Origin of the sequence: Synechococcus sp. Cruz-7E5, assembly GCF_024345995.1 — a bacterium.
Classification (GTDB): Bacteria; Cyanobacteriota; Cyanobacteriia; order PCC-6307; family Cyanobiaceae; genus Regnicoccus_A.
Map to the genome: position 1 here is coordinate 19,218 of NZ_JAGQCE010000013.1, position 24,770 is coordinate 43,987.

The 24,770-nt window shown below is 69.6% G+C and carries 28 protein-coding genes and 1 tRNA gene; 13 read left to right on the forward strand and 16 right to left on the reverse strand.

All coding sequences use genetic code 11. The features are described from left to right. Positions 1-33: 33 nt before the first annotated feature. The 7 genes from KBY77_RS12900 to KBY77_RS12930 form a co-directional block, all read right to left on the reverse strand. Positions 34-750, reverse strand: a complete 717-nt coding sequence (locus tag KBY77_RS12900; RefSeq protein WP_255105157.1) for a response regulator transcription factor — start codon at positions 748-750, stop codon at positions 34-36. Next, complete coding sequence (locus KBY77_RS12905; protein ID WP_255105159.1) at positions 747-1,175, reverse strand: type II toxin-antitoxin system VapC family toxin; 429 nt, start codon at positions 1,173-1,175, stop codon at positions 747-749. The genes KBY77_RS12900 and KBY77_RS12905 overlap by 4 nt, the downstream gene beginning before the upstream one ends. After that, complete coding sequence (locus KBY77_RS12910; protein WP_255105162.1) at positions 1,172-1,456, reverse strand: AbrB/MazE/SpoVT family DNA-binding domain-containing protein; 285 nt, start codon at positions 1,454-1,456, stop codon at positions 1,172-1,174. The genes KBY77_RS12905 and KBY77_RS12910 overlap by 4 nt, the downstream gene beginning before the upstream one ends. 40 nt (positions 1,457-1,496) lie before the next feature. Next, positions 1,497-1,802, reverse strand: a complete 306-nt coding sequence (locus KBY77_RS12915) for a nucleotidyltransferase family protein (RefSeq protein ID WP_255105164.1) — start codon at positions 1,800-1,802, stop codon at positions 1,497-1,499. A gap of 85 nt (positions 1,803-1,887) precedes the next feature. Then, entirely contained in the window at positions 1,888-3,786 is a 1,899-nt protein-coding gene (locus tag KBY77_RS12920) for a transglutaminase domain-containing protein (RefSeq protein WP_255105166.1), read from the reverse strand. Next, positions 3,777-4,682, reverse strand: coding sequence for a hypothetical protein (locus KBY77_RS12925; RefSeq protein ID WP_255105168.1), 906 nt, complete (start codon positions 4,680-4,682; stop codon positions 3,777-3,779). Before KBY77_RS12925 ends, KBY77_RS12920 begins: the two co-directional genes overlap by 10 nt. Beyond that, complete coding sequence (locus KBY77_RS12930; protein WP_255105170.1) at positions 4,669-5,580, reverse strand: MoxR family ATPase; 912 nt, start codon at positions 5,578-5,580, stop codon at positions 4,669-4,671. The genes KBY77_RS12925 and KBY77_RS12930 overlap by 14 nt, the downstream gene beginning before the upstream one ends. 147 nt (positions 5,581-5,727) lie before the next feature. Here KBY77_RS12930 and KBY77_RS12935 point away from each other — a divergent pair, with 147 nt between their 5' ends. Beyond that, positions 5,728-6,609: an ABC transporter permease gene (locus KBY77_RS12935; RefSeq protein WP_255105172.1), complete on the forward strand. Its 882-nt coding sequence runs from the start codon at positions 5,728-5,730 to the stop codon at positions 6,607-6,609. A gap of 141 nt (positions 6,610-6,750) precedes the next feature. Next, positions 6,751-7,011, forward strand: coding sequence for a hypothetical protein (locus tag KBY77_RS12940; protein WP_255105174.1), 261 nt, complete (start codon positions 6,751-6,753; stop codon positions 7,009-7,011). Between the two features lie 38 nt (positions 7,012-7,049). On the opposite strand, the gene trmH is transcribed toward KBY77_RS12940, so the two are convergent. Further along, a complete protein-coding gene (gene trmH / locus KBY77_RS12945) occupies positions 7,050-7,739 on the reverse strand; it encodes a tRNA (guanosine(18)-2'-O)-methyltransferase TrmH (protein WP_255105175.1) in 690 nt (229 codons plus the stop codon). A gap of 43 nt (positions 7,740-7,782) precedes the next feature. Next, positions 7,783-8,946 carry a S1C family serine protease gene (locus KBY77_RS12950; protein ID WP_255105178.1) on the reverse strand — a complete coding sequence of 388 codons (1,164 nt, stop codon included), beginning with the start codon at positions 8,944-8,946 and terminating at the stop codon, positions 7,783-7,785. 132 nt (positions 8,947-9,078) lie between these two features. Between KBY77_RS12950 and KBY77_RS12955 the strand changes: the two genes are divergently transcribed. After that, the gene (locus KBY77_RS12955; RefSeq protein ID WP_255105181.1) at positions 9,079-9,417 is read left to right on the forward strand and encodes an MGMT family protein; all 339 of its coding nucleotides are present in this window, start codon (positions 9,079-9,081) and stop codon (positions 9,415-9,417) included. Then, positions 9,414-10,784: a 16S rRNA (cytosine(967)-C(5))-methyltransferase gene (locus KBY77_RS12960; RefSeq protein WP_255105184.1), complete on the forward strand. Its 1,371-nt coding sequence runs from the start codon at positions 9,414-9,416 to the stop codon at positions 10,782-10,784. Before KBY77_RS12955 ends, KBY77_RS12960 begins: the two co-directional genes overlap by 4 nt. A gap of 19 nt (positions 10,785-10,803) precedes the next feature. Here KBY77_RS12960 and KBY77_RS12965 read toward each other — a convergent pair whose 3' ends face one another. Genes KBY77_RS12965 through KBY77_RS12975 form a run of 3 tightly spaced genes read right to left on the reverse strand, consistent with a single transcriptional unit; the run spans position 10,804 to position 14,156 of the window. Further along, entirely contained in the window at positions 10,804-12,930 is a 2,127-nt protein-coding gene (locus tag KBY77_RS12965) for a transglycosylase domain-containing protein (protein WP_255105187.1), read from the reverse strand. Positions 12,931-12,937: 7 nt separating this feature from the next. After that, on the reverse strand, positions 12,938-13,921 hold the full coding sequence (chlG, locus tag KBY77_RS12970; RefSeq protein WP_255105189.1) for a chlorophyll synthase ChlG: 984 nt from the start codon (positions 13,919-13,921) through the stop codon (positions 12,938-12,940). A gap of 1 nt (position 13,922) precedes the next feature. After that, positions 13,923-14,156, reverse strand: a complete 234-nt coding sequence (locus KBY77_RS12975; RefSeq protein ID WP_255105191.1) for a DUF2862 domain-containing protein — start codon at positions 14,154-14,156, stop codon at positions 13,923-13,925. A 45-nt stretch (positions 14,157-14,201) separates the two neighbouring features. Between KBY77_RS12975 and hisF the strand changes: the two genes are divergently transcribed. The 3 genes from hisF (at position 14,202) to ubiE (ending at position 16,173) form a co-directional block, all read left to right on the forward strand. Further along, the gene (hisF, locus tag KBY77_RS12980) at positions 14,202-15,008 is read left to right on the forward strand and encodes an imidazole glycerol phosphate synthase subunit HisF (protein ID WP_255105194.1); all 807 of its coding nucleotides are present in this window, start codon (positions 14,202-14,204) and stop codon (positions 15,006-15,008) included. A gap of 82 nt (positions 15,009-15,090) precedes the next feature. After that, positions 15,091-15,435: a hypothetical protein gene (locus tag KBY77_RS12985; RefSeq protein ID WP_255105197.1), complete on the forward strand. Its 345-nt coding sequence runs from the start codon at positions 15,091-15,093 to the stop codon at positions 15,433-15,435. Between the two features lie 24 nt (positions 15,436-15,459). Beyond that, positions 15,460-16,173 carry a bifunctional demethylmenaquinone methyltransferase/2-methoxy-6-polyprenyl-1,4-benzoquinol methylase UbiE gene (gene ubiE / locus KBY77_RS12990; RefSeq protein ID WP_255105200.1) on the forward strand — a complete coding sequence of 238 codons (714 nt, stop codon included), beginning with the start codon at positions 15,460-15,462 and terminating at the stop codon, positions 16,171-16,173. Positions 16,174-16,200: 27 nt separating this feature from the next. On the opposite strand, the gene KBY77_RS12995 is transcribed toward ubiE, so the two are convergent. Then, positions 16,201-16,488, reverse strand: a complete 288-nt coding sequence (locus tag KBY77_RS12995) for a hypothetical protein (protein WP_255105203.1) — start codon at positions 16,486-16,488, stop codon at positions 16,201-16,203. 171 nt (positions 16,489-16,659) lie between these two features. Between KBY77_RS12995 and glyQ the strand changes: the two genes are divergently transcribed. The 6 genes from glyQ (at position 16,660) to KBY77_RS13025 (ending at position 22,476) form a co-directional block, all read left to right on the forward strand. Further along, positions 16,660-17,568: a glycine--tRNA ligase subunit alpha gene (gene glyQ, locus KBY77_RS13000; RefSeq protein WP_255105206.1), complete on the forward strand. Its 909-nt coding sequence runs from the start codon at positions 16,660-16,662 to the stop codon at positions 17,566-17,568. Between the two features lie 24 nt (positions 17,569-17,592). Beyond that, positions 17,593-17,772 (forward strand): hypothetical protein, encoded by a 180-nt coding sequence (locus KBY77_RS13005; protein WP_255095008.1) that lies wholly within the window; start codon positions 17,593-17,595, stop codon positions 17,770-17,772. Positions 17,773-17,860: 88 nt separating this feature from the next. Next, the gene (locus KBY77_RS13010; protein ID WP_255105209.1) at positions 17,861-19,930 is read left to right on the forward strand and encodes a ComEC/Rec2 family competence protein; all 2,070 of its coding nucleotides are present in this window, start codon (positions 17,861-17,863) and stop codon (positions 19,928-19,930) included. 90 nt (positions 19,931-20,020) lie between these two features. Further along, a tRNA-Ser gene (locus tag KBY77_RS13015) sits at positions 20,021-20,105 on the forward strand. Between the two features lie 200 nt (positions 20,106-20,305). Then, the gene (locus tag KBY77_RS13020; protein ID WP_255105212.1) at positions 20,306-20,500 is read left to right on the forward strand and encodes a hypothetical protein; all 195 of its coding nucleotides are present in this window, start codon (positions 20,306-20,308) and stop codon (positions 20,498-20,500) included. Positions 20,501-21,177: 677 nt separating this feature from the next. Further along, on the forward strand, positions 21,178-22,476 hold the full coding sequence (locus KBY77_RS13025; RefSeq protein ID WP_255105347.1) for a cytochrome P450: 1,299 nt from the start codon (positions 21,178-21,180) through the stop codon (positions 22,474-22,476). A 358-nt stretch (positions 22,477-22,834) separates the two neighbouring features. On the opposite strand, the gene KBY77_RS13030 is transcribed toward KBY77_RS13025, so the two are convergent. The 3 genes from KBY77_RS13030 to KBY77_RS13040 form a co-directional block, all read right to left on the reverse strand. Next, positions 22,835-23,638, reverse strand: a complete 804-nt coding sequence (locus tag KBY77_RS13030; RefSeq protein WP_255105214.1) for an ABC transporter permease — start codon at positions 23,636-23,638, stop codon at positions 22,835-22,837. Beyond that, positions 23,635-24,285, reverse strand: a complete 651-nt coding sequence (locus KBY77_RS13035; protein WP_255105217.1) for an ATP-binding cassette domain-containing protein — start codon at positions 24,283-24,285, stop codon at positions 23,635-23,637. Before KBY77_RS13035 ends, KBY77_RS13030 begins: the two co-directional genes overlap by 4 nt. 108 nt (positions 24,286-24,393) lie before the next feature. Then, a complete protein-coding gene (locus tag KBY77_RS13040; protein WP_255105219.1) occupies positions 24,394-24,720 on the reverse strand; it encodes a 4a-hydroxytetrahydrobiopterin dehydratase in 327 nt (108 codons plus the stop codon). Positions 24,721-24,770: the final 50 nt, after the last annotated feature.

A 24,770-nucleotide genomic window follows, 5' to 3' on the forward strand; every position in this document is an offset into this window, starting at 1 on the left:
GCACCAACCCCCGGTCGAACCAGGCGCGCCTGATCAGGCCTTCACCGCGCCTTCCTTGAGCATGAACCCCACGCCTCGCACCGTCTGGATCAGTGTGGGCTGGCCGGGCGCTTCCACCTTCTTGCGCAGATAGCGGATGTAAACGTCGAGCAGGTTGTCGTCGCCCACGAAGGTTTCGCCCCACACCTCCCTCAGGATCGCGTTGCGCTCATGCACGCGGTTCGGCTGGCGCAGCAGGCACAGCAGCAGGTCGTACTCACGCACGGTGAGCTGGATCGGCTGCCCGTCGCGGCTCACCTCGTGGCTGGCGGTGTTCACCAGCAGGCCATTCAGGCTGAGCATCTCCGCGCTGCCGCCACCGCTGCGGCCATCGCGCCGCAGCCGCGCCCGCACCCGCGCCAGCAGTTCCTCGATCGAGAACGGCTTGGTGAGGTAATCGTCGGCGCCGGCATCCAGCGCCTCCACCCGCTCGCTCACCGCATCGCGGGCCGTGAGCATCAGCACCGGCGTATCCAGCCCGCTGGCGCGCATCCGCCGGCACACCTCCACACCGCTGAAGTCCGGCAGGGTCCAGTCCAGCAGCACCAGATCCCACTCGCCCCCGCGGATGCGGGTGAGCGCCTCCTGGCCCGTGCCGGCGCTCTCCACCCCGTAGCCGTCGGCCTTCAGCTCACCGGCCAGGAAGCGGCGCAGTTCCGGGTCGTCGTCGACGATCAGCACATTCGGCTGGGGCTGGGGCTGGGGGGTCATGGCGAAAACCTAGCTGTGGCAGCCGGCCCGTTCAGGAGCAGCGTTGGCTGTCCCTGAGCTTTCAGCAGCTCCGCAGCCTTGCGGTCGAAGCTGGCCAGCACTTCGCCGCCGAGCCAACGGCCGCTGTGGGCGATCACCCCATCAGCAAAATCACCATCGGCGGCCAACATCGCCAGCCCCGCCTCCACACACGGCCGATCAAGGACGACCGGTGGGGAGGCCGCCAGCGTCTCGATCGCTGCGATGCAATCGTGATTCGTGAAGCCGTACACCCGGCGCAGAACCCAGACGAATTCGCAAAGCACCGGTAGCGGAACCGCAATCAATTCGGCCTCCCGAAGAAGTTCCGCCGCCAGCTGAGCCTGGTGCTGGTCGTCCTGGACGACGGCCCGCACCAGCAGATTCGTGTCGGCCGTGATCTTCACGATGACTGCGGCGCGTTCTGCGGCCCTGCCTGTTCATGGCCTGCCCAGCCCTCGGCAGCGGCAGCATCGAGTTCCTCCAGAGAGGCCGAGCGGCTGCTCCTGCCGGCCAGAAGCCCGATGAAGGCATCGATCGTGCCTGGGGGGCGTTCCGCCTGGATCTGGATGCGGCCCCCAGGCAACACATCAACCTCAACCCGCTGACCAGGCCTGACACCCAGATGGCCGAGCAGGTCCTTGCGCAGGGTGACCTGCCCCTTGCTGGTCACGGTGAGGGTTGGCATCGGGCTTCAGCAGGCAAAGCCATCGTAAGGCAGTAAGCCCTTACTTTTGATCGGCAGCGCGACGGCGAGTGTCCGGATTCCGCATCGACCCACGGCTCAGCAGGCAGAGACCCACGCGCTCCACATGGGCGCGCAGATCCTCGTTCAGGTGGGCTTCCAGCGAAAGATCCACCTGCCAGGGCAGCGGCAGATCATCGATCGCCTCCATCAGCCGCAGCAGATCTCTGGAGGCGGGGCGGTGTCGGCCCATCGCCCGCGACCCGTACAGCCACACCTCTTCAACCGCTGGACATGCCGCCAGCACACCCAGCAGCTTCTGGCTCGCCTCCACGGGCAACCCAGGCACCGGTTGGGTTACGGCAGGCGCTTCTCGAGCGTGGTGCGCAGCTGACGAAAACAAGTGAGATACCTCTCGCGGATATGGGACGTGATCAAGGCGGCGGTGGCTCGATCCAGCTGCTCCAGGGCCCGGCAATCGTTCGAGAACCGTTGCTGCCAGCGCACATCTGCATCCATGGCCGAACAGTAAGGGTGGTGTTGTGCCGCAGCCGGTGCGCCGCCCGTGCCAGCCGGGCGCGGCTGTTGCTTCCCCCAGTCCCCGGCGGCGCGAAGCGCAGGCTCTGGTAGCTCGCGGCCAGCTCGCTCAGTCCAGCCGCCAGCTCCGGCCTGGCCGCTGCGGCCCGCCGGCAGAAGTGCTCCAGGCTCTCGCCCGGCTCCGGCTCCAGGCCGCCGCGGCGCAGTGGCATCAGTGCCCACTCCAGCTGGCGCCGCGCCGGGTCGCCGCCCCGCCGCTGCAGCACCGCCAGCAGGCCCAGACCAGCCGCCAGGGTCAGCCCCACCGCCAGCAGCACCAGGGCCCCCAGCCAGTCGCGCCGGTTGCCCAGCAGCCGCTGCAGCAGGTTCTCCTGCTCGGCGCGATCGAACCCCAGCCACCAGCGGCTCCAGGCCACATCCAGCCCCCACCACTGGCGCTGGCTCCAGGTCCACCAACTGGTCCGGGCCGCCGCCGCTTCTGCCACTGCTCCCGCCACGGCACCGCCACCGCCCCCCGCCCACACGGTGGGATCCACCCGCCGCCAGCCCTCGCCGCTCACCCACACCTCGCTCCAGGCATGGGCATTGCTCTGGCGCACGTCGAGGAAGGGGCTGCCGCCCAACGGCTGCACCCAGGTGCCGCCCAGGTAGCCACTCACAACCCGGGCCGGCACTCCCGCTGCCCGCATCAGGGCCGTGTAGGCACTGGCGTAGTGCCCGCAGAAGCCCTCCTGCCGCTCGAACAGGAACGCATCCAGACCGGCCGTTTCAGGCAGGGCTCCGGGGCTGAGGCTGTAGCGGAACGGCCGGCTGCGGAACCAGCTCTCGGCCGCCGCCAGCCGCGCCTCGGTGCTGGGCAGCTCCGCCCAGCTTCGCCCCAGGGTCTCCAGGCGCGGCTGGCGGCCCGCTGGAAAGGCCAGATCCACCGGCCCGGGCGGCAGTTGTTGCCAGCTGACCCCCCGCTCCTGCCCCGCCAGCCGGTAGGTGCGCCGCTCCGCCGCCGCCTGCCGCAGCAGCAGCTCGCCGCTGCCGTGCAGCCGCAGCGACTCGTCGCCGCCGGCCGGTGCCCGTGAGGTCCCATCCCAGGGTACCGCCGCGAACCGGCTCGGCTCCATCAGCCACAGCTGGTTAGCCGGACCCGCGGCCGGCGGCAGCGGGATCGTGTTCGCTTCCAGTGACCGCTCGCCCCGTTGCCAGCGCCGGCCATCGAAGCGTTCGTGCACCAGCACCCGCCAGTAGCGCTCCGCCGGCGCCGGCGGCCCGCCCGCCGCGAAGGCCAGCCGGGCCGCCGGCGCGTCGTTGCCGGCCAGCCGGGCGATGCCGCCTGGATCGAGATCGGCGCTCAGGCCCGTTTCGGCCACCCGATCCTCCGGCGCCGGCAGCGGCACCAGGGGATCCAGCCGCGGCACCAGCACCAGCAGCAGCAGTGCCATCGGCAGGGCCGCCAGCGCCACCTGCAGGCTGCGGCTGAGCAGCGCCCTGGCGTTCAGCCCCGCATCCAGCTCCAGCGCCAGCAGCCCCGCCAACGCCGTGACCGTGGCGGTCCCCTGCAGCAGCGTCGGTCCCAGCTCCGGCCGCTGCGCCGCCAGCAGCCCGGCCACCACCAGCTGCAGCAGCGCCACCAGGCGCCGCTCGCCCAGGCTCCTGGCCTCCAGCAGCTTCAGACAAGCGAGGCCCAGCATCGCAACCGTCATCCAGGCCAGGGTTCCCCCCTGCAGCCCCGGCAGGCCCGCCGCCAGCAGGGCCAGTGTCAGCCCCTGCCAGCCTCGCCAGTTCCGCCAGGTCTTCAGCGCCACAGGGCCAGCGCCTCCAGGCAGCGGTCGCGGTGCCCCATCCCCCGGCCTTCCGCCAGCAGCCGCCCGCCGGCCACCAGCCCATAGGTCTGCCCCTCGCGCTGAGAGCGCCAGATCCGCTCGCTGAGGTGTTCCAGCGCCTGCTCCAGCGGCACCGCCGCCGCCACCGTCAGCAAGGGGGCCGGTTCGGCGTCGGAGCGGAATGTCTTGGTGTGCCGGCCCCGTCCGGCGGCCAGCAGCTTCCAGGCCAGCCGCCCCTGGCCGTCCTCGGGTCGGTGGGGCTCCAGGTCATGCCAGTCGGCGCTGCCAGGGCTGGCGGCCAGCGCTGTGGCCTCCGCCCCCAGGCTCTGCCGCCCCACCTGCGCCACCGGGCCCGCCACCCGCGCCGGCCACACCAGCTGGAATGCGGCTGGATCCCAGCGGGTCCAGCAGACGAACAGCCCCAGGGGTGCCGTGGTGCGGATCCGCAGCCGCCCCGGCCGCTGTCGCCCCCGGCCGCTGGCCCGCCACGGCACGCTCAGCCCGTGTTCCCCCGCCATCAGCGCTCCGGGCCGGAGCATCGGGCCGTCCCCGAAGCGCAGTTCCAGACCCTCGCAGCGGCTGGGGCAGCGCAGCAAGAGCGGGTAGGCCAGTGGTTCATCGGCGAAGCCCGGCGCCGGACGGCCGCAGCGCAGTTCCAGCCCCATCAGGTTGAAGTGGGTGAGGTGCAGCGCCAGCAGCAGCAGCGCCAGCATCAGGAAACTCAGCAGCAGCGGCCCATTGCGCTGCAGCTGGATGCCCACCACCTGCAGCAGACCCGCCCCCGCCAGCCACAGCCAGCCGAAGCGCGTCGGCACGATGTAAAGGTTGCGCAGCCCCAGCCGCACCCGCTCGCCCCGCAGCGGCTCACCGAAGTCCATCCACCCCACGCCCCAGCTCCCGGCTCAGCTCGCCTGGCTCGTGGCGGGGCTGGCCCCCGTCCAGCCGGTGCTCGCACACCGGCGCCAGCACCGCCTGCACGTCATCGGGCAGCACGTGGTCGCGGCCCTCCAGCAGCGACCAGGCCCGGGCCGCCGCCACCAGGGCCAGCCCCGCCCGCGGCGACAGCGGCATCCCGCCCATGCCGCTGCTGCGGCTGCGGGCCAGCAGATCCAGCACGTAGTCGACCAGGGCTGCGCTGCAGTGCTGGCCTGCCGCCTGCTGCTGCAGGGCCCTCAGGTCGGCTGGCCCCAGGCCGGTGGCGATCGTGTCCGGATGGCCGCCCGCTCCCGTGAGCAGAGCCTGCTCCGCCGCCCGCTCCGGAAAGCCCAGGCTGAGGCGCATCAGGAAGCGGTCGAGCTGGGATTCCGGCAGCGGCGCCGTGCCGCCCTGATCCAGGCCGTTCTGGGTGGCGATCACCAGGAACGGATCCGGCAGCGGATGGCTGGTGCCATCCACGCTCACCCGCCCCGCCGCCATCGCTTCCAGCAGGGCGCTCTGGGTGCGGGGGCTGGCCCGGTTGATCTCATCGGCCAGCAGCACCTCGCTGAACAGTGGTCCGGGGTGGAAGCGGAAGCTGGCGCTGGCCGACTCGAACACATTGATGCCGGTGAGATCGGCCGGCAGCAGATCACTGGTGAAGCTCACCCGCTTGAAGCCCAGCCCAAAGCTGCGGGCCAGCGCCTCCGCCAGCGTGCTCTTGCCCACCCCCGGCAGGTCTTCGATCAGCAGATGGCCGCGGGCCAGCAGGCAGGCCAGCGCCAGCTTCACCGCCCGCTCCTTACCCAGCAGCACTTCCCCGATCGCCGCGATCACCGGTTGCAGGGGGGAGCGCGTCAAGGGGCCGGCTCTCGCGGGGCTTCAGCGGTTTCACCCTACGGACCACACCCAGCTGCCGGCCTGCCCAGTGCCGCTGCCAGTGCTGCCGCCAGCGCCGTCCTGCCCCAGACTGGCCGCGCCCAGGACCGCAGCGCAGGACCGCCGCCGATGACCACCCTGCCGCGTTCCGGGCTGCTGCGCCGCTGGCGCCCCACCGACCTCTCCGGCCGCATGGCCCGCTGGGGCCTGGTGATCGTGCTGATCTACGGGCTGATCGCCCTGCTCACGCCGCTGCTGATCCATCTGGGTCTGCTGGCCGACCCCAACACCGGCCTGGAGAATCCGATCTACTCAACCCCGTCGCTGCAGCACTGGTGCGGCACCGACCGGCTCGGACGTGATGTGTGCGTGCGCACCCTCTCCGGCGCCGGCGTCGCCCTGCAGGTGGTGCTGCTGGCGCTGGTGGTGGCCCTGGTGATCGGGGTGCCCCTGGGGATGCTCAGCGGCTACCTCGGCGGCTGGTTCGACCGGGTGCTGGTGCTGCTGATGGACACGCTCTACACCCTGCCGGTGCTGCTGCTCTCGGTGGTGCTGGCCTTCCTGCTCGGCCGCGGCCTGCCCAATGCCGCCGCCGCCCTCTGCGTGGTGTACATCCCCCAGTACTTCCGGGTGGTGCGCAACCAGACGGCCCAGGTGAAGGCCGAGCTCTACGTCGAGGCCGCCCGCACCCTGGGGGCCGGTCCGATCTGGATCCTGCGCCGCTACCTCTTCCGCAACGTGATCACCTCGGTGCCGGTGCTGCTCACCCTCAATGCCGCCGATGCGGTGCTGGTGCTCGGAGGTCTGGGCTTCCTCGGCCTGGGCCTGCCCGAAACCATTCCCGAATGGGGCGGTGATCTGCAGCAGGCCCTCACCGCCCTGCCCACCGGCATCTGGTGGACGGCCCTCTACCCCGGCCTGGCCATGTTCGTGCTGGTGCTTGGCCTGTCGTTTCTGGGGGAAGGCCTGGAGGCCTGGGTGAGCGGCGGGGATGGGGGCAGGGCTGCGTGAGGGCGGGCGATCTCACCAGCTCCTCACAAGCTCCTGGATCTTGGCAATCGCCCCGATTTGTTGGTTTGCTGGCCAACCCTGCCAGCCGCTGCGTGGGGCTCCGGTTCTGAGTAGGACGGAGAAACAGTCCCGGTACCCGTGATGCCCATCTGGGTCATGGCACTCCTGCTGGCAGCTTCAGTGCTGCTCTGGTTGCTGGGCACGGCCAACAGCGACGACGTGATCGGCCTGCTTGAGCGCCTGCTGTCCCTTGGGGCCCTGGCCGTGGTGTTGTTCGTGGCACGGCCCCTGCTTCTGGAACTTCTCGGTGTGGGCCTGGCCCTCTGGTTGCCGAGGGCCCACAGCGGCCAGGCACCGCCGCCGCTGCCGAACCACAACGACGTGCTTATTCCGTTCCTCTGAAGATCCCGTTCCTCTGAACCCTGGGCAGGCTCAGCAGCTCAATAGCGCAGTTTCAGGGTTCGCGGCAGCTCCTCGCTGATTTCCCCCTCCGCGGTGAGCGCTGGGTAGGGGCGCCCCTGGCGACGGCACCAGTCCGCCACCTGGGGATAGGCCCACTCGAACAGCAGCTTGTCGCGCGCTCCTTTCGGCAAGCCTTCGCCGGCCTGCGGCACCAGGCCCGCCGCCTGCCGCTGCCGCAGTGCCTCGAACAGCAGCACCGCCGCCGCCACCGACACATTCAGCGACTGCACCATGCCGCCGGTGGGGATGAACAGGGCCTGATCCACCATCGCCGCCGCCGCCTCGCTCAGGCCCCATTTCTCCGCCCCCAGCACGAAGGCCGTGGGGCCGCGGAAGTCGCACTGGCGGTAATCCACAGCGCTGGTGCCCAGCTGGGTGCCATAGAGCCGGAAGCCCTGCTGCTTCAGCTGGCCCAGCACCTCCTCCACCGTGTCGTGAGGACGCAGCGGCACCCACTTCTGGCTGCCCTGGGCCGTGCTGTTGAACGTGCGCGGACGGCCCTTCAGGCTCACCACGTGGGCTTCGAGTACCCCCACCGCATCGCAGCTGCGCAGGATCGCCGAGAGGTTGTGGGGCTTGTCCACCGCCTCCAGCACCACGCTGAGATCGGCCATGCGCCGATCGAGCACGGCGCGGATCCGCTCGAAGCGGCGGGGCAGCAGGGGCATGGGCGCGGCGCGGCAGGGGCGACCGTAGGCCGCCTGCCGCGCCTCAGTTCAGCACCGGATCCAGACCGGGGATGAAGGCGAGGCTGTTGCCGCTGCTGAGCACCGCCACCCCACCCTGCAACCGCCGGAAGCTGCCCTCATCCTCCTGGGTCTGGCCGCTGCCGTCCTCGGCGCGGATCGCCACGCGCCCATCGGCGAAGAAGGCATAGGCATTGCGGGAGCCGTCAGCCCAGGCCAGGTCGTAGAGGGTGCCGCCGCCGCGGCCACGCACGCGGCTGACGCGGCAGGGGATCTGTTCATCGCGGCCACCGGCGGCGCGGAACAGGCAGAGCGCATCCTGTCTGGGGTTCAGATCAGGCCGCGAAGGCCGCGACGGCAGCTGCGGCTGCTGTGGCCGCCGGGCCTGGCGTTGGTCGGGAGGCTCCGCCGCAGGCTGGCCAGCGGCCGGCAGCTGAGCCAGGAACTCGCGCACAACTTTCGACGACACCGCGAAATTCAACCCCTCGCTGTCGCCGAACTTGAAGGTGGCGATGCCCGCCACGCACTGGCCCGCATCCAGCACCGGCCCGCCGGAGTTGCCCGGGTTCACCGCCGCGTCGATCTGCAGGATCTGCTCGTTGCCGCGCAGGCTGCTCACCACACCGCGGCTGAGGCTGAACTCCAGGCCCTTCGGGGCGCCGATCACGAACACCTCCTGCCCCACGGCAGAGGCCTGATCGCGCAGGCGCAGCACCTTGCCCCGCGTGCCCTCCACCGCCAGCAGGGCCAGGTCGCTGGTGGGATCCTCTCCTGATCCGCGCGCCACCACCCGGGCCCGGTCGCTGCTGCCATCCACCCACTTCAGCCGCACCACCTCGCTGCCGTTCACCACATGGGCATTGGTGGCCAGGTAGGTGAGGCCGTTCTGCTGGGCCACCACGAAGGCGCTGCCCATGCCGCTGCCCGTGGACACCACTGCCACCCCTTCCCGGGCTGAGCGGAACACCTCCTCGGCGCTCTGACGGCCCGTGGCGCAGGCGCGGGCTTGATCAGCATCCGCAGCATCAGCTGCGGCGGCAGGAGCTGGCAGGGTGGCGGCCGCGGCCCGGGCCGACGGTGCCTCGGCGGTGGCGCGCACCAGGCCGCAGCCGCTGAGCGTGAGCGCCAGGCCGGCGGCCCCTGCCGTCAGCCCCCAGGCGGCCCTCTTGATCCTGCTGGTGCTCTGCATCTTGGTGGCCCGTGTGGGGGCTCAAAGGAGTTGTGAACTCAGTTCTATGGCCGCGATCTGTCCGCTCGGATCGGCTTTCCGCCAGCGCTGATGACAGGATCTTCCTGCCGCTGCTTACGGTCAGCCCTTGTCATGGTTGATGGCACTCCGGGCTTCGATCAGCGGGTGTGGGCGGCGGTTGGTCTTGTCCCAGCCGGCCAGCTGGCCACCTACGGGCAGATCGCTGAGCTGATCGGTGCCTACGGCTGCGCCCGTCAGGTGGGCTGGGCCCTGCGCCGACTGCCGTTGCCATCGGAGGTGCCCTGGCATCGGATCGTCAATGCCCGCGGCTGCATCAGCCTCAGCCTGGCGCGTGAAGGCAGCGACTGGATGCAGCGTCAGCTGTTGCTCGCTGAGGGAATCCCCGTGGATGAGCAGGGCCGGCTGCCCCTGCGGCGCTATCTGTGGAGGCCGCCGCCCCCTGCCGTTTGAGCGCCTCCCCCGCCACCCCAGCCCCGCCGGCAGCAGACCAGGGCGCCATCGGGCTCGAGGCCCGGCGCGTTGCCTGGCGGGTGCTGCAGGCCGTGGCGGCCGGCGCCTACACCGACCTGGCCCTGGAGCGGGAGCTGCGCCGCTCCCCCCTGGCGCCGGCCGACCGCGGCCTGGCCACCGAGCTGGCCTGCGGTGCCATCCGCCAGCGGGGCCTGCTCGACGGCTGGATCGACGCCCTCGGCAAGGTGCGGGCTGAGCGCCAGCCGCCGCCGCTGCGCTGGTTGCTGCACCTCGGCCTGTATCAGCTCCTGTTCACAGCCCGGGTGCCGGCCTCGGCGGCGGTGAGCACCACGGTGGAGCTGGCCAAGCGCGACGGTCTCGCCCGCCTGGCACCGGTGGTCAATGGCCTGCTGCGGGCCTGTCTGCGCCGCCGGCAGGCACTCCCCCCCGGCGCCGCCCCCTGGGAGCCCCTGCCCCTTCCCGCCGATCCCGCCGCCAGCCTGGCCCTGCGCGCTTCCCTGCCCCCCTGGCTGGCTGCCGGATTGCTGCAGTGGCTGCCCAGTGAGGGCGCCGAGGCCTTCGCCCTGGCCGCCAACCAGCCGCCCGCTCTCGATCTGCGCGTGAATCGCCTGCGCGCCAATCGCGAGGGCGTGATCGAGGCCCTCGCCGCCGCTGGCGTGAGCGCCGAACCCCTGCCGGATCTGCCCTGGGGCCTCAGCCTCGGCGGGCGCAGCGGTGATCTGCGTGCCCTGCCCGGCTACGCCGAAGGCCACTGGAGCGTGCAGGACCGCACCGCCCAGGTGATCGCCCCCCTGCTCGACCCCCAGCCCGGGGAGCGCCTGCTCGATGCCTGCGCCGCCCCCGGCGGCAAGAGCACCCACCTGGCCGAGTTGATCGGCGATGCCGGCACCGTGCTGGCGGTGGATCGCTCCGAGGGCCGTCTCCGCCGCCTGCGCGACAACGCCCGCCGCCTGGGGCTGAGCGCGATCGAGCCGCTCACCGCCGATGCCGCCCTCCCCGGCGCCATCCCCGGACCGCCCTTCGATCGGATCCTGCTCGATGCCCCCTGCTCGGGCCTGGGCACCCTGGCGCGCCATCCTGATGCTCGCTGGCGCATGACCCCCGGCGGCATCCGCGAGCTGGTGGCCCTGCAGCGCAACCTGCTGGAGGCGATGCTGCCGCTGCTGGTCCCCGGTGGCCGGTTGGTGTACGCCACCTGCACCGTGCACCCCAGCGAGAATGGCGAGCTGATCGCCGCTTTTCTGGAGCACCACCCTGGCTGGCTGCTGCTGTCGCAACAGCAGCACTGGCCAGGCCCCCAGGGTGGAGATGGCTTCTATGCCGCGGTGCTGCAGGCGCCCGGCTGAAGCGGGCGGGCGGGACGGATCAGGGAACGGGAGGTGGCGCCACCGGGGGAGGCGGTGCCACGGGTGGGGGTGCCACCGGGAAGGAGGGTGCCACCGGGGCTGGCGCGGGCTCCGGAGCGGGTTGGGGTTCGGGGCTTGGTTGACGCTCCTGGGGTGGCCGGCTCGGCGGCGGCAGCGTCGGCAGATCGGGCAGGGGAGGCAGGTCGCTGCCGCGCTCGCTCGCTGGCGGCGTCTGCGATGGCTCCGGCCGCCAGCGGTCTTCGCCGGGGGTGGGCAGGTCGCTGGGACGACCCTGCTGGACGGTGGATCTGGCTGCCCTGGTGGGCTTGAAAGTGCCTGTGAGCACGGGCTTGGGCGGGAACTGCTTCACGGGCAGGTCCTTCACCACCACCGACATGTAGCGGCCCCAGGCCGCGGCGGCCGAACCGCTGTCGCTGCCGGTCTTGCGGTTGTTGTCGTAGCCCAGCCAGATGCCGGTGGTGAGCTGGGGAATGCCGCCGATGAACCAGAGGTCGCGCGCTCCCTCGGAGGTGCCGGTCTTGCCCGCCACGGGACGGCCGGAAAGGGAGGCAGCGCCGCCGGTGCCGCCGCTCACCACCCTCTCCAGCATCCACACCATGGCGTCGGCGATGTCGCTGTTCACCGCCCGCCGCCCCTTGTCGCCATCCACGCGCCGGCTCCAGAGCAGCTCACCATTCGGCCCGTTGATTTCCTCGAACGGGGTGGCGGGCACAAATACGCCGCGGTTGATCACCGCCGCATAGGCCGTGGTCATGTCGAGCACGGTCTGCTCGTAGGCGCCGAGGGCCATCGGGTAGAAACGCCCCAGCTCCCGCGTGATGCCCAGGCTCTGGGCCGTGGCGATCACCTTGTCGAAGCCCACCTGCTGCAACAGGCTCACGGCCACGGTGTTGAGCGAGTTCTGCAGCGCCGTCGCCAGTGACACCCGCCCCAGGTAGCGGTCGCTGAAGTTCTTGGGGCAGTACCCCGCGAAGCAGCGCTTGGCATCGACCACCGTGTCCTCCGGCTTCATGCCGGCCTTGAGGGCAGCCAGATAGACAAACAGCTTGAAGGTGGAGCCGGGTGAACGCAGGGCCTGGGTGGCGCGGTTGAACTGGCTCTTGTTGAAGTCCTTGCCGCCCACCATCGCCCGCACCAGACCGGTGCCCGGCTCCACCGTCACCAGCGCCCCCTCCAGGCCGCCGTAGGCGCTGGCGTCGATCACCTTCTGGCCTTCCTCCTGCCAGGCCTGATTGAGGCTGCTGCGGATCGTCAGACCGCCCACTTCCAGCTGCTCGGCGCTCAGCACCTTGGGCAGCTCCTGCGCCACCCAGCCGGTGAAGAAGGGGGCGCGGCTGTTCCAGTACTTCGGCAGGGCCGGCTTCAGCTCCAGCGGTGTGGCCCTGGCGTCGGCCAGCTCCCCAGCATCGATGAAGCCGGCCTGGGCCATCCGCTCCAGCACGACGCTGCGGCGCTGCAGGGCCAGTTCCGGGTTCACCAGCGGCGAGTAAACCGAGGGGGCCGGCGGCAGCCCCGCGATCATGGCCGCCTCCGGCAGGGTCAGCTGGTCGGGGGTCTTGGAGAAGTAGATCCAGGCGGCATCGGCCACGCCGTAGGCGCTGGAGCCCAGATACACATAGTTGAGGTATTGCTCGAGGATCTGCTGCTTGCTCAGCTGCCGCTCCAGCTTTCCGGCCAGGGCCGCTTCCTTCAGCTTGCGGATCAGCGTGCGGTCCTGGCTGAGGAACACCGTGCGCGCCAGCTGCTGGGTGATCGTGCTCGCCCCCTCCTCCACGGAGCCCTGGCGCAGGTTGCGCAGCATCGCCCGGGCAATGCCGGTGGGGTCGATGCCGTTGTGCTGATAGAAGCGGCGGTCTTCGGCGGCGATGAAGGCCTCCTTCACCAGCTCAGGCATCTGGCCGCTGGCCACCTTCTCGCGCGTGGCCGGGCCCAGTTTCTGCAGCACCTCCCCGTCGGCCGAGAGGATCGTCACCGTGCCCGGACGGTTGAAGGTGCTGATCCGGCGAGCGTCGGGCAACAGGCTGTCCAGCCCCTTGAACAGGGCATTCACCCCCAGCGCCGTGGCGCCTCCAGCGGTGAGTGCGAAGGCAGCGACCAGCAGCAAGCGCCGCCTGCGTTTGCTCACAGGTCCCTCACATCACCACGGTCAGGCTGCTGTGACCGATCGCCAGCGCCGTGACCAGCATCCCCAGCACCAGGAACGGCTGGGCGCTCGCCTGATACTTCACATCGAAGGCCACTGGATCGCGCAGCAGCCAGATGTCCTGGAACGTGATCTGGGGAATGATCAGCAGCACCAGCAGCACGGCCGCGAAGTTCTGACCGATGGCGATCAGCACAGCCACCATCGCCAGCTGAAACAGATCGATCATGCCAGCGCTGATCCAGCTGGCTCGCTTGATCCCGAACACCACCGGCAGGCTCTGCAGCCCCAGGGCCCGGTCACCCTCGACGCTCTTGAAATCGTTCACCACGGCGATGCCGAGACCCGCCAGGCTGTAGGCCAGGGTGAGCAGGGCCGTGGTCCAGGTGAGCTGGCCGAACAGGGCCTGACCGGCCCACCAGGGCAGGGCGATGTAGCTGGCGCCGAGGGCATAGTTGCCCAGCCAGCCGTTCTGCTTCAGCTTCAGCGGCGGTGCCGAATAGATGAAGCTCACAAGCGAGCCGCCGAGCGCCAGCAGCAGCAGCACCGGAGTGGTGTGGCCGGCCCAGAGGTCGAGCCCCCAGGCCACCGCCAGGCCGGCGATCAGCAGCACCCAGATCTGCACTTTCACCTGCGGCAGGGAGATGGCGCCAGATGGGATCGGCCGGTAGGGCTCGTTGATCGCGTCGATCTCGCGGTCGTAGTAGTCATTGATGGTCTGGGTGTAGCCGGCCAGCAGCGGACCGCTCATCACCATGCAGGCCAGGGACGCGCCCACCTCCGGCAGGGTCCAGTGGAAGTTGCCCGAAGCCGCCGCCCCGCAGATCACTCCCCAGATCAGGGGGATCCAGGTGACCGGCTTCATCAGCTGCAGGCGCAGCTTCCAGGTGGAGCTGGTGCCGCTGGCACCTTTCATGCCAAGCAGCTGACGGGCGCCGCCGCCACTGTTGCTGGTCTCGGGGGCGTCGCTCAAATCAGACCGCGGCGATTTCGTCGTCGAAGAACCAGCCGGTGCTGCCGTTGGCGAGTTCCACCACCACCCCGATGCCGCTGCCATCAGTCATCTTGAAATCGCGGACGGTGCCGGTGGCATCGCTCTGGAGCATTTCGACCAGCTCGGCGGGGATCTGGTCACGCACCCGCGTGATCCGCACCTTCGAACCGATCGTCACGGCACTCGAGGGGCCTGAGGTGGCAGCCTGGGACATGACCGGCGCGACTGGATCGGGTGGCGCAACCTTAACAGCGAGACCATGGTGGCCCGGCGCATCATTCCCTGCCTCGACGTGGCCGACGGCCGGGTGGTCAAAGGGGTCAATTTCATCGGTCTGCGCGATGCCGGTGATCCGGTGGAGCTCGCCTGCCGCTACGACGTCGCCGGTGCCGATGAGCTGGTCTTCCTCGATATCGCCGCCAGTCACCAGGGTCGCCGCACCCTCGTTGACCTCGTGCGTCGCACCGCCGAGGCCGTCACCATTCCCTTCACCGTGGGCGGCGGCATCAGCTCCGTGGAGGGCATCACAGAATTGTTGCGGGCAGGCGCCGACAAGGTGAGCCTCAACTCATCGGCGGTGGCGCGGCCGGAGCTGATCGGCGAAGGGGCCCGCCAGTTCGGTTGCCAGTGCATCGTGGTGGCGATCGATGCCCGGCGCCGCCCGGATGGCAGCGGCTGGGACGTCTACGTCAAGGGTGGGCGGCAGAACACCGGCCTTGATGCCGTGGCCTGGGCGAGGCGTGCCGTGGCCCTCGGCGCCGGTGAGATCCTGCTCACCTCCATGGATGGCGATGGCACCCAGGCCGGCTACGACCTGGTCCTCACCCGTGCTGTGGCCGAGGCGGTGGAGGTGCCGGTGATCGCCTCCGGTGGCGCCGGCAGTATCGATCACATCGCCGCCGCCCTTGATGAGGGCCATGCCTCAGCGGCACTGCTGGCCTCCCTCCTCCACGACGGCGTGCTCACGGTGCAGGCGATCAAGAGCGAGCTGCTGGCGCGGGGCCTGGAGCTGCGGCCGCTGGAGGCGGAGTCGCTGGAGGCTTACTCGCCCGCCCTGGCCGGCTGAGGCGTTGCGATCACAGCCGGTCGCAAACTCTCGTTAAATTGATTCAACTGCCTACACCTAGGCTCTCTTTCGTCTATCTCCCGTGCCGGCCCTGCAGCCACCTCTTTCCACAGCCCTCGGCCTACTGATGGTGGTTGTGGTGGTGGCCCTGGTGGCCTGGGCTCTTCAGTTGATGCAGGCGGCCAACGACCGCCGTGAGTTTTCGCTGATGCTCGCCGGCTGCATGGTCTGTTCTGCCGCTGTCGGCCTGGCCACTGTGATGGTGCTCACCCTCACCGGTCCAAACCGCCTCGCCGGCCGAGCTCTCTGGTTGCCCCAGCCCATCGAGGAACCAGGCGTCAGCCTCGATTCGGTCAACCTGCCCTGGGAAGGGTCCCTCGATTGCCTGGTGGATCCCAGCCGCTGCTCCGACCTGCGATTGTCCTGAGAGTTCCCCGCTCCATCTCCGCCGTTGAAGCCCGGTGATCCCAAGGCGGTGCGAGAGCTGTTCGAGGCCATCGCCCCTCGCTACGACCAGCTCAATGACTTGCTTTCCTTCGGGCTCCACCGCCTCTGGAAGCGCCAGGCGGTGCTGTGGTTGCGGCCGAGGCCAGGTCAGCGACTGATCGATCTCTGCTGCGGCACCGGTGATCTGGCACTGGTGCTGGCCGGGAAGGTGCGGCCAGGCGGGCAGGTGATCGGCCTTGATGCAGCCAGTGCTCCCCTGCAGGTGGCCGCCGCCCGCGCCGCCCGCCAGCCCTGGCTGCCGCTGCAGTGGCGCCAGGGCGATGCCCTGGCCACAGGCCTGCCGCCCCAGTCGTTCGATGGTGCGGTGATGGCCTACGGGCTGCGCAATCTGGCTGATCCAGCCGAGGGCTTCAGGGAGCTGCGCCGGCTGCTGCGCCCGGGCGGGCGGGCGGCGGTGCTGGATTTCAACCGCCCCGACCCCAGCTCTCCCACCGGGGCAATGGCAGCGGCCTTCCAGCGCCTCTACCTGCGCCGGCTGGTGGTGCCCACCGCGCGCCTGTTCGATCTGCCCGAGCAGTACGCCTACCTCGAAGCCAGCCTGGAGCGCTTTCCCAGCGGCGGCGAGCAGCACCAGCTGGCGCGAGCAGCGGGCTTCAGCTGGGCCCGTCACCGTCCCCTGGCCGGCGGCCAGATGGGCTTGCTGCAGTTGCTGGCCTGAGACCTCGCCCCTCGCCGGGTCGCAGCATCAGCCGCAGTAGACCTTCACCCAGGTGAGAGCATCGGCTTTGCTGATTCCCTCGAATTCGATGTCGTAGTCGCGGCTGTCACACCATCCATTCACGTACGAGCCGTCATCCCAGAAGATGCCGATCGACTCCCGGTCCCGGCACACCTTCACGGCATTGCCGCCGTCGTCTCTGTCGAAGCGGCAGTCGCTGTCGCGCCACTCCGCCGCCGTGGCCGGAGCGATAACGGACATGGACAGCGACGCCAGCGCGAACCAGCTGAGACCCAGGGCTTTGAGTGTCGTCATGGGCGATGTCCGTGCTGATTCTCAAGCAATTGATGACCTCTGGCCCGGCAGTCCGTTGTCGTCAAAGCTGCGGTTTGCGGAACCCCGGCCCCCTGGCGCCGTCGCCGTTCAGAATCCCTGCCAGCGGGCGACGGCCACGCCCAAGACTCCATCCCAGATCCGGTCAGCTCCGTGCACTTCCAGGACATCATCGCCGCCCTGAACAGCTTCTGGGCCGACCAGGGCTGCCTGTTGCTGCAGCCCTACGACACGGAAAAAGGCGCCGGCACGATGAGTCCGCACACGGTGCTGCGGGCGATCGGTCCCGAGCCCTGGGCCGTGGCTTACCCCGAACCCTGCCGCCGCCCCACCGACGGCCGCTACGGCGACAACCCCAACCGCGCCCAGCACTACTTCCAGTACCAGGTGCTGATCAAGCCCTCCCCCGACGGCATCCAGGAGACCTACCTGGCCTCCCTCGAAGCCCTCGGCATCCGCCAGCGTGACCACGACATCCGCTTCGTGGAGGACAACTGGGAGTCGCCAACCCTCGGTGCCTGGGGTGTGGGCTGGGAGGTGTGGCTGGATGGCATGGAGGTCACCCAGTTCACCTATTTCCAGCAGTGCGGCGGCCTCGACTGCAGGCCGGTGTCGATCGAGATCACCTACGGGCTCGAACGCCTCGCCATGTACCTCCAGGATGTGGAGAGCATCTGGGACCTGAGCTGGAACGGCCAGCGCAGCTACGGCGATCTGTGGCTGGCCTCCGAGAAGGGCCAGTGCACCTACAACTTCGAGGCCTCCAACCCCGAACGACTGCAGCAGCTCTTTGCCCTCTATGAGGCGGAAGCCGGCGATCTGGTGGCGGCGGGCCTGCCCGCCCCGGCACTGGATTACGTGCTCAAGTGCAGCCACACCTTCAACCTGCTGGAGGCCCGCGGCGTGATCTCGGTCACGGAGCGCACCGCCACCATCGGCCGCATCCGCCACCTGGCGCGCCAGGTGGCCGAGGCCTGGCTGCAGGAACGGCAGGCCCTGGGCTTTCCCCTGCTCAGCGACGACCAGCGCCGCGCCATCGCGGCTGAACCGGCTCTGGCCTGAGGTCACTCCAGGGAGGCTCCGCCGATGAAACGCAACCTGCTGGCGCTGGTGCTGATCGCTGGCAGCTTCCAGACGGGCCGGCTCACGGAGCGGGCGATCTGGCCCTGCCGGCTGAGGCCGCTGGCGGCCCTGGTGGCTCCGCTGCTGGGTCAGGAGTTGCCCAGCCCCCAGCTCTGTGAGCTGATGCTCAGCCTGCCCGGCTGACGCTGGCGACCAGATGACCACAGATGGCGACCTGATGGCGACCAGAACCCCTTGAGCGGGGAACCCTTCGGGGACTGGCGCTGGTTCCATGCCCTTTCTTGTGGTGTCGCTCGCCCTGGCGGGGCTGGCGCTGGGCACCGTGCCCCTGGCCGCCATGCCCCGGCTGGTCCTCCTGCTCCTGTTCGGGGCGGCCGGCTGCTGGCGGGCACGGCAGCTGGGGGCCAGGCCATTGCCGACGCTGACCCTGGTGGTGATTGCCCCGTCGCTGCTGCTCTGGTCGCTCTGGCGCCAGCCCCAGCCAGGCCCCGGCGATCCGGTGCAGCTGTTGCAGGGCGAAAGTGGCCGTGAGATGGTGCTGCGTGGCCAGCTCGTCAGCGATCCCCGCCCTCGGGGCGATGCGGGGGGCTGCTCGGTGCCCATGCGCACGGCCGGCGGACGCACGGAGCTGCTGCTGGAGCCCTGTCCGCCCCTGCGCCAGGGCTGGCTGGTGGAGGCCAGCGGCAGCCTGCGGCGGCCGGCCAGCGGCCCCCATCCGCTGCTGAGCGGTCCGGCGGAACGCCTCGCTCGCCGCGGCATCTGGAGCCAGCTGCGCCTGGGGGCCAGCACGGATCTGAGGGTGCTGGCTCGCCCGGCCACCCCCATCGCCGATCTGCGCCGCCGCATGGCCGCCGCCCTGATTCAGCAGGGCGGGGAGCGCCGTGGGGGCATTCTCGCTGCCCTCGTGCTCGGCAGCGCCGTGGTGCCATTGCCTGTGGATGTGGGCGCCAGCTTCCGCGCCGCCGGTCTCTCCCACGCCCTGGCCGCCTCCGGCTTCCACCTCTCGGTGCTGCTTGGCGCGGTGATGGCCCTCGGTCGCCGGCTGCCGCGGCTCCCCCGCTGCCTCCTGGCCCTGGGGGCGATGCTGCTGTTCCTGCTGCTGGCGGGCCCCCAGCCCTCGGTGGTGCGAGCGGTGCTGATGGGTGGGGTGGCCTTTGCGGTGCTGGAGAGCGGCGGCCGCAGCCGGCCCCTGGGGGTGCTGCTGCTGAGCGTTCTGCTGATGCTGCTGGTCCAGCCCTGGTGGCTTCAGGACGTGGGCTTCCAGCTCTCGGTGGCGGCGACCGCCGGGCTGATCCTCACCGCCCGTCCCCTGGAGACGGCCCTGACCAGGCGCCTGCCGGCCTGGGCGGCGGCGGGGCTGGCGGTGCCCGTGGCCGCCTCGCTCTGGACCCTGCCGCTGCAGTTGCACCATTTCGGCATCGTTCCTCTTTATGCCGTGCCCGCCAACCTGCTGGTGGCGCCCCTGCTCACCCCGCTCACCCTCGGCGCCATGGCGATGGCCCTCACGGCGGTGCTGCTGCCCCCCCTGCTGCCGCTGCTGGCCTGGCCGCTGCTGCCACTGAGCGGATTGCTGCTGGCGATCACCCGTGCGATTGCGGCCCTGCCGATGGCCCAGTGGCAGCTGGGTCGCCCACTGCCCGCCCTGGTGCTGCTCTTCGGCCTCTCACTGCTGCCCTGGCTGCTGCCGGCTGCCGGCGCCTGGCCGCGGCGGCTGGGGGCAGGGGGGCTGGCGCTGGTGCTGACGGTTCATCTGGCCCTGCTCGGCGGTGATGCCCTGCTGCTGGTGCACCGCTGGAGCGGCGATCTGCTGGTGGCCCGCCACCGGGGGCGTGGCGCCCTGGTGAGTGGCCGCGCCGATGACTTCAGCTGCGCCGATGCCCGCAAGCTCGCCAGCGGCCTCGGCCTGGAGCGCTACGACTGGATCACCCTGCTCGATCCGGTCGCCCCGACCGATCCAGCCTGCTGGAGTGGCCAGACCTCGCTGCTGGTCTCCAGCCACGATGGGCAGAGCGGCCTGCAGCCGGGTCAGCGCCTGGAGAGCCCCGGGCTCAGCCTTGCTCCCCTCAGCGGCGACAGCCAGGCCATGGCCCTCGGTATCGGCCGCCACCGCTGGTGGCTGCTGCCCGATCCCCAGTCGCTCGAGGCCTGGAGCGATCGCGGCCAGCCCAATGATGGATCGCTGGCGGGAGTGTGGCTTGGTTTTCGCCCCAGCCCCCGCCAGCAGCAGCTGCTGAGCGCCGCTGGCCCCGGACGGGTCTGGCTCAGCGGCACGGCCCCCGGCCTGCCAAGGGGTTGGAGCGCCAGCGGGAAGAGTGGATCGCTGGAGGGAGCAGCAGGCTGACGCATGCGCGTTGATGAATTCGTGCTGATGAATCCGTAGAGTGCCGCCTGGCTGAGCCATCGATGCCTGTGGGCATGGAAGGTCGGTCCTGGAGAGGTGGCTGAGTGGTCGAAAGCGAACGACTCGAAATCGTTTGAAGGGAAACCTTCCGTGGGTTCGAATCCCACCCTCTCCGTTTTCGGTCAAAACGGGACTTCCCGGCAGGTCTAGTTGCGTCCCACAACTTCCTGCGATCCAAGCTGGGATCAGGGCCAGCGGGGCTGCACTGCAGCACCTGGAGCAACGCCTCGATCGACTGGATCAGCTGGTGGTGTTGATCGCTCAGCTGCTGGCGGGATCTACCCTCCCGCCAACCTGAAGCTCCAGCCGCAGCCCATGCCATTGCCCTCAAATCCTGAGAAGCTGGGCCGCTTTCTGCTGCGTGGCCTGCGCATCGGTGCCAGCACGATCTCGATCGTGGAGCTACTGCGCAGCGACTGGACCGGCGGCCTCAGCGCTGGGGTGGCCTGGCTGGTGTTTCTGCAGGTGGAGCGGCGGCTGCCGCCAGAACCGACGGACACCCAGAGTTGAGCTCCAGCCTGCAGGCCCTGGCAGTGTTGCCAGGCTCGCCGAGGGTGCCGGTTCCGGAGCCATGAAGCCCTCTTCATGAATCCCCGTTGCGCCCGGTGAAGACAGTTGTTGATCGCGCTGCAGAAATTGCCAGCAGCGGCTTGCCGTCCGATTGTGAATGCATCGACAACCGGGAGGCTCCAGAGCATGGAAGACACCCCACCTGAGCATCAGCCAGGAGTGCGCTGACGATCCGGTCCCTGCTCCAACAATCTCGACGGATCACTGACTTCCCTGGCGTGTGACATCGTCGCCGTCCACTGCACCGTTAATGGCTCTGCCTCAGGTGCCCAGGACCAAACGGGAGGTCCCACTTGTCAACTGGCCCCAGGTGCCAGCGTCAGCAGCTCCGCCCCCACACCCAAACACCTTCAAAGCCCGGTGGCCTCGTCACCGGGCTTTGTCGTGCAGGCCCCAGGCTGCCTGGGTCGATGGAGCGAATCGGCTCGGGTCCGGGCATCGACGGGCCGAGCCTTGCTGCCTCTTTTCGAGAAGGCTTCGCCTAGGTGGAAGCCAAGGGCTGTAGTGCCCTGTGCGTCGCGCCGTTATCGGTTGGCTGCCAGCCTGGGCACCATTCCGGCTCTGATTGCTTGCCCCTCGATTACGCCACCCTTCGGCCCGTTCCATGCACGCCAGCAATGAGCGGCGTGCTGGAGACCCTCGCCTTCCTGCGGGATCCTGATTTCGCGCGCTCACGCTTCGAGCGCTACGGCGATGTCTACGAAACCAGCCTGCTGGGGCAGCGCACCGTGTTCATTCGCGGCGGGCAGGCGATCGGCGACCTGTTCGCCCAGGCTGATTCGGTTCAGGGCTGGTGGCCGGACAGTGTGCGGGAGCTGCTGGGGCCGCTGTCGCTGGCCAACCGCAACGGTGCCGATCACAAAGCCCGCCGTCGGGTGGTGGGCCAGCTGTTCGCATCCGCTGCCCTGAAGCGGTACAGCCCGGCGATCGTGGCGCTGGTTGATGGCCTCACAGAGGAGCTGCTCGTCGATGAACCACCCGTGGCCCTGGTGCCAAAGCTGCGGCGCTTTGCCTTCAGCGTGATCGCCAGCACGGTGCTGGGGCTTGATGGCGTCGATCGCGATGCCCTGTTCGTGGACTTCGAAACCTGGTGCCAGGGCCTGTTCTCCCTGCCGTTCGCCCTGCCCGGCAGTCCATTCGCCCGAGCCCGTCAGGCCCGCAAGCGCCTGTTGCTGCGTCTGGGCTCTGTGCTCCAGAAGGCCCAGGCCGCCGCTGCATCCGGAGCGCCCCTCGCCGCAGGTGGACTCGATCTGCTGGCCGGAGGCCTGGATGAAGCCGGTCTCCCCCTGGCCGACGACGACGTGGCGGAGCAGCTTCTGCTCCTGCTGTTCGCCGGCTACGAAACAACCGCCTCCTCGCTCAGTTGCCTGCTGCTGACCCTGCTCCGGCACCCCGCGGAGCTGGCCTGGCTGCTGGAAGAATTTGACACCTTGCCCTGGCCACCGGCGGAGGGGGAAGCGGTGACCGCCTACGACGCCCTGCGGGCCCCACGGTTGGATGCGGTGGTGAAGGAGGTGATGCGGTTGACCCCGCCGGTGGGGGGCTTCTTTCGACGCACCCGGGAGCCCATCGCTCTGGCCGGTGTCCTGGTGCCGGCCGATCGGGTGGTGCAGGTGAACATCAGCGCCAGCCATCGCCATGGTGCCGACCCGGATGATCTGGCGGCCTTTCGGCCCCAGCGGCATCTTGACGGAGACGCAGCAGTGTTCCTGCTGCCCTACGGAGGCGGTGAGCGGGTCTGCCTGGGCAAGGCGCTGGCGGAGCTGGAAATCCGGCTGCTGGCGGTGGGGCTGCTCAAGCAGCTGAGCCTGGAGATGGAGCCGGATCAGGACCTGACGCTCATGGTCATTCCCAGCCCCTCCCCGAAGGATGGCCTGCTGGTGCGCCCACGCCGCAGAGCCGCTCCCCACAAGTGATCGGCCATGGGCTCAACGCTCGAGAGGCCATCAGACTCCCCAAGGCCCTGCTGCTGCTTACGGTGCAGGAGCATTGGGATGATCGAATGCCTCGCTGGCTCCAACGCCTCTCCCAGCGGCCCTCACTGCTGTGGAACACCGGCATCGGCCTGATCATCGGCCTGTCACTGCTGCGCTGGCTGCTGCAGCGCTGAAGTGTTCAGGGAATGAACAGATCTTCGTAGTCGCCGCCTTCGATGGTGGCGACCGCTGCCTGGAGCTCGCTTGTGAACTCGCGATGCAGCTTGTCGTAGCTGACCCAGCCTGAATGGGTTCCAGAAGATCATCAGCGCCAGGTTCACCACCCCGATCACCTCGTTCAGCCGACCAACCGATCGAGCCGCAACTGATGGTCAGCGCTGGTGAGCCGTCCGTAGGCCAGGCCAACGACGCCGAACACGCCCAGCGCTGTCGCCGAAGCGATCATGAACAGGATCACGATCTGGTAGCGAACAGCCGCATCCGGCGTCGCTCCCTGGAGGATCTGGCCGGTCATCATCCCCGGCAGGCTCACCAGCCCCATCACCATCATCGAGTTGATCGTCGGGATCATTGCCACGCGGATCGCGTCACGCACCACCTCCTGGCAGGCCTCCCAGCGGGTCGCTCCCAGGGCCAGGGCTGTTTCAACCTGATCGCGCCCGCTGCGCAAACCCTCCATGAAGCGATCGAGCCCCAGGGAGATGCCGTTGAGCGTGTTGCCCAGAACCATCCCCAGCAGGGGGATCAGATATTGGGGGTCATACCAGGGCTGGGGCTGGATCAGCCCCGTCACCGCCAGGCCCGTGACCAGCGCCGAGGAGGCCATCACCGAGAGCAGGCTGTTGAGGTAGATGCCGGCGAAGCGGCGCCGGGTGCGCTGGACGGCCGAAATCCCCGCGATCATGGCCATGGCCGCACCCACCAGCACGATCAGCGGCGCATGGTCCTGGCGGAACAGCCACTCGAGCACGAAGCCCACCAGCAGCAACTGCACCACCATGCGCAGCGAGGCCACCAGCAGGCTGCGCGTCAGGCCCAGGCGCAACGCCGCCGAAAGCCCCACGTTCACCAGGATCAGCAGGGCGGAAAGCGCCAGGCGGCCATCGCTGATCGTCAGGGCTCCTGAGGTCATGGGCGTCATGGGCGGAGCTCCAGGGTGCGGGTGGCGAAGCGTTGGATCTGCTCGCTGTCGTGGCTGGTGAACACGCAGGCGCGCTGGCCCGCGGCGAGCCACTCGATCAGCAGAGCCTCAAGCGCGGCGGTGGTGGCCCCATCGAGGGAGGCCGTTGGTTCATCAAGCAGCAGCACGCTCGGATCGAACTGCAGGGCCCGCAGCAGCGCCAACAACTGCAGCTCGCCACCGGAGAGCCGCTCGGCGTCGTAGGCCAGGAAAGAGGGATCGCGCCCCAGGGCCTGCAACCAGCCCTTGATCCGCTCATAACGCCAGCCACCACGCCCCCGCAGCTCCTGGAACTCCCAGGGCGAGCGCAGGTTCGCCTCCACCGTTCCCCCATGGGCGGTGGGCCGCTGGGCGAGATACAGCACCATCGAGCGCCAGCGTGGCAGCCCCCAGGTGGCCGGCGGGCGACCCTGCAGGCTGATCGTGCCGGCCTGCAGGGGATCGAGCAGAGCCAGGGCTCGCAGCAACAAGGTCTTGCCCGCCCCCGAGGGTGCCACCAGCCCCAGGCGATCACCGGCGGCCAGCACCAGATTCAGCTGACTCCAGAGGAGTCGATCCCCCAACTGACGCTTGAGCCCCTCGGCGCGCAGGAGCAGGCTGGGACCCATTCCCGGTGGTCGGCCCGGACCAGTTCTCCCTCCCTCTCGTCGCAGTGGGCCAACCACTCAATCAGAACGGGGAGCCGCTTGCGATAGGTGTCACAGCGTGCTGCCCCATCAGGTGTTGATGGCGTCGAACTTGGCCGCCAGGACGGCATCGGCTCGTGTCAGGCCATCGGCTTTGTGGGTGTAGATGTCGATCTCCACGTAGCCCCAGCCCACCCGGAAGTCGCCGTGGTGGCCCTGGTCTTCACAGATGGCGCCCGCCTGATTCAGCCAGGCCAATGCCGTACTGAAGTCGGGGAAGCTGATGCGCCTGTGGAGGTGGTGGCCTTCAAGCACCTCCCAATCGGGCAGCTCGGCCTGCAAGGAGGCCAGTTCCTCCGCCTCAAGGGTGGGGCCACCATCTCGGCAAGGCACACAGATTTCGTCGCGTAGGGCCATTTGGTTGACATTCAACAAGGCTGCTTTCATCGTGCCTCACGACTGGCGCA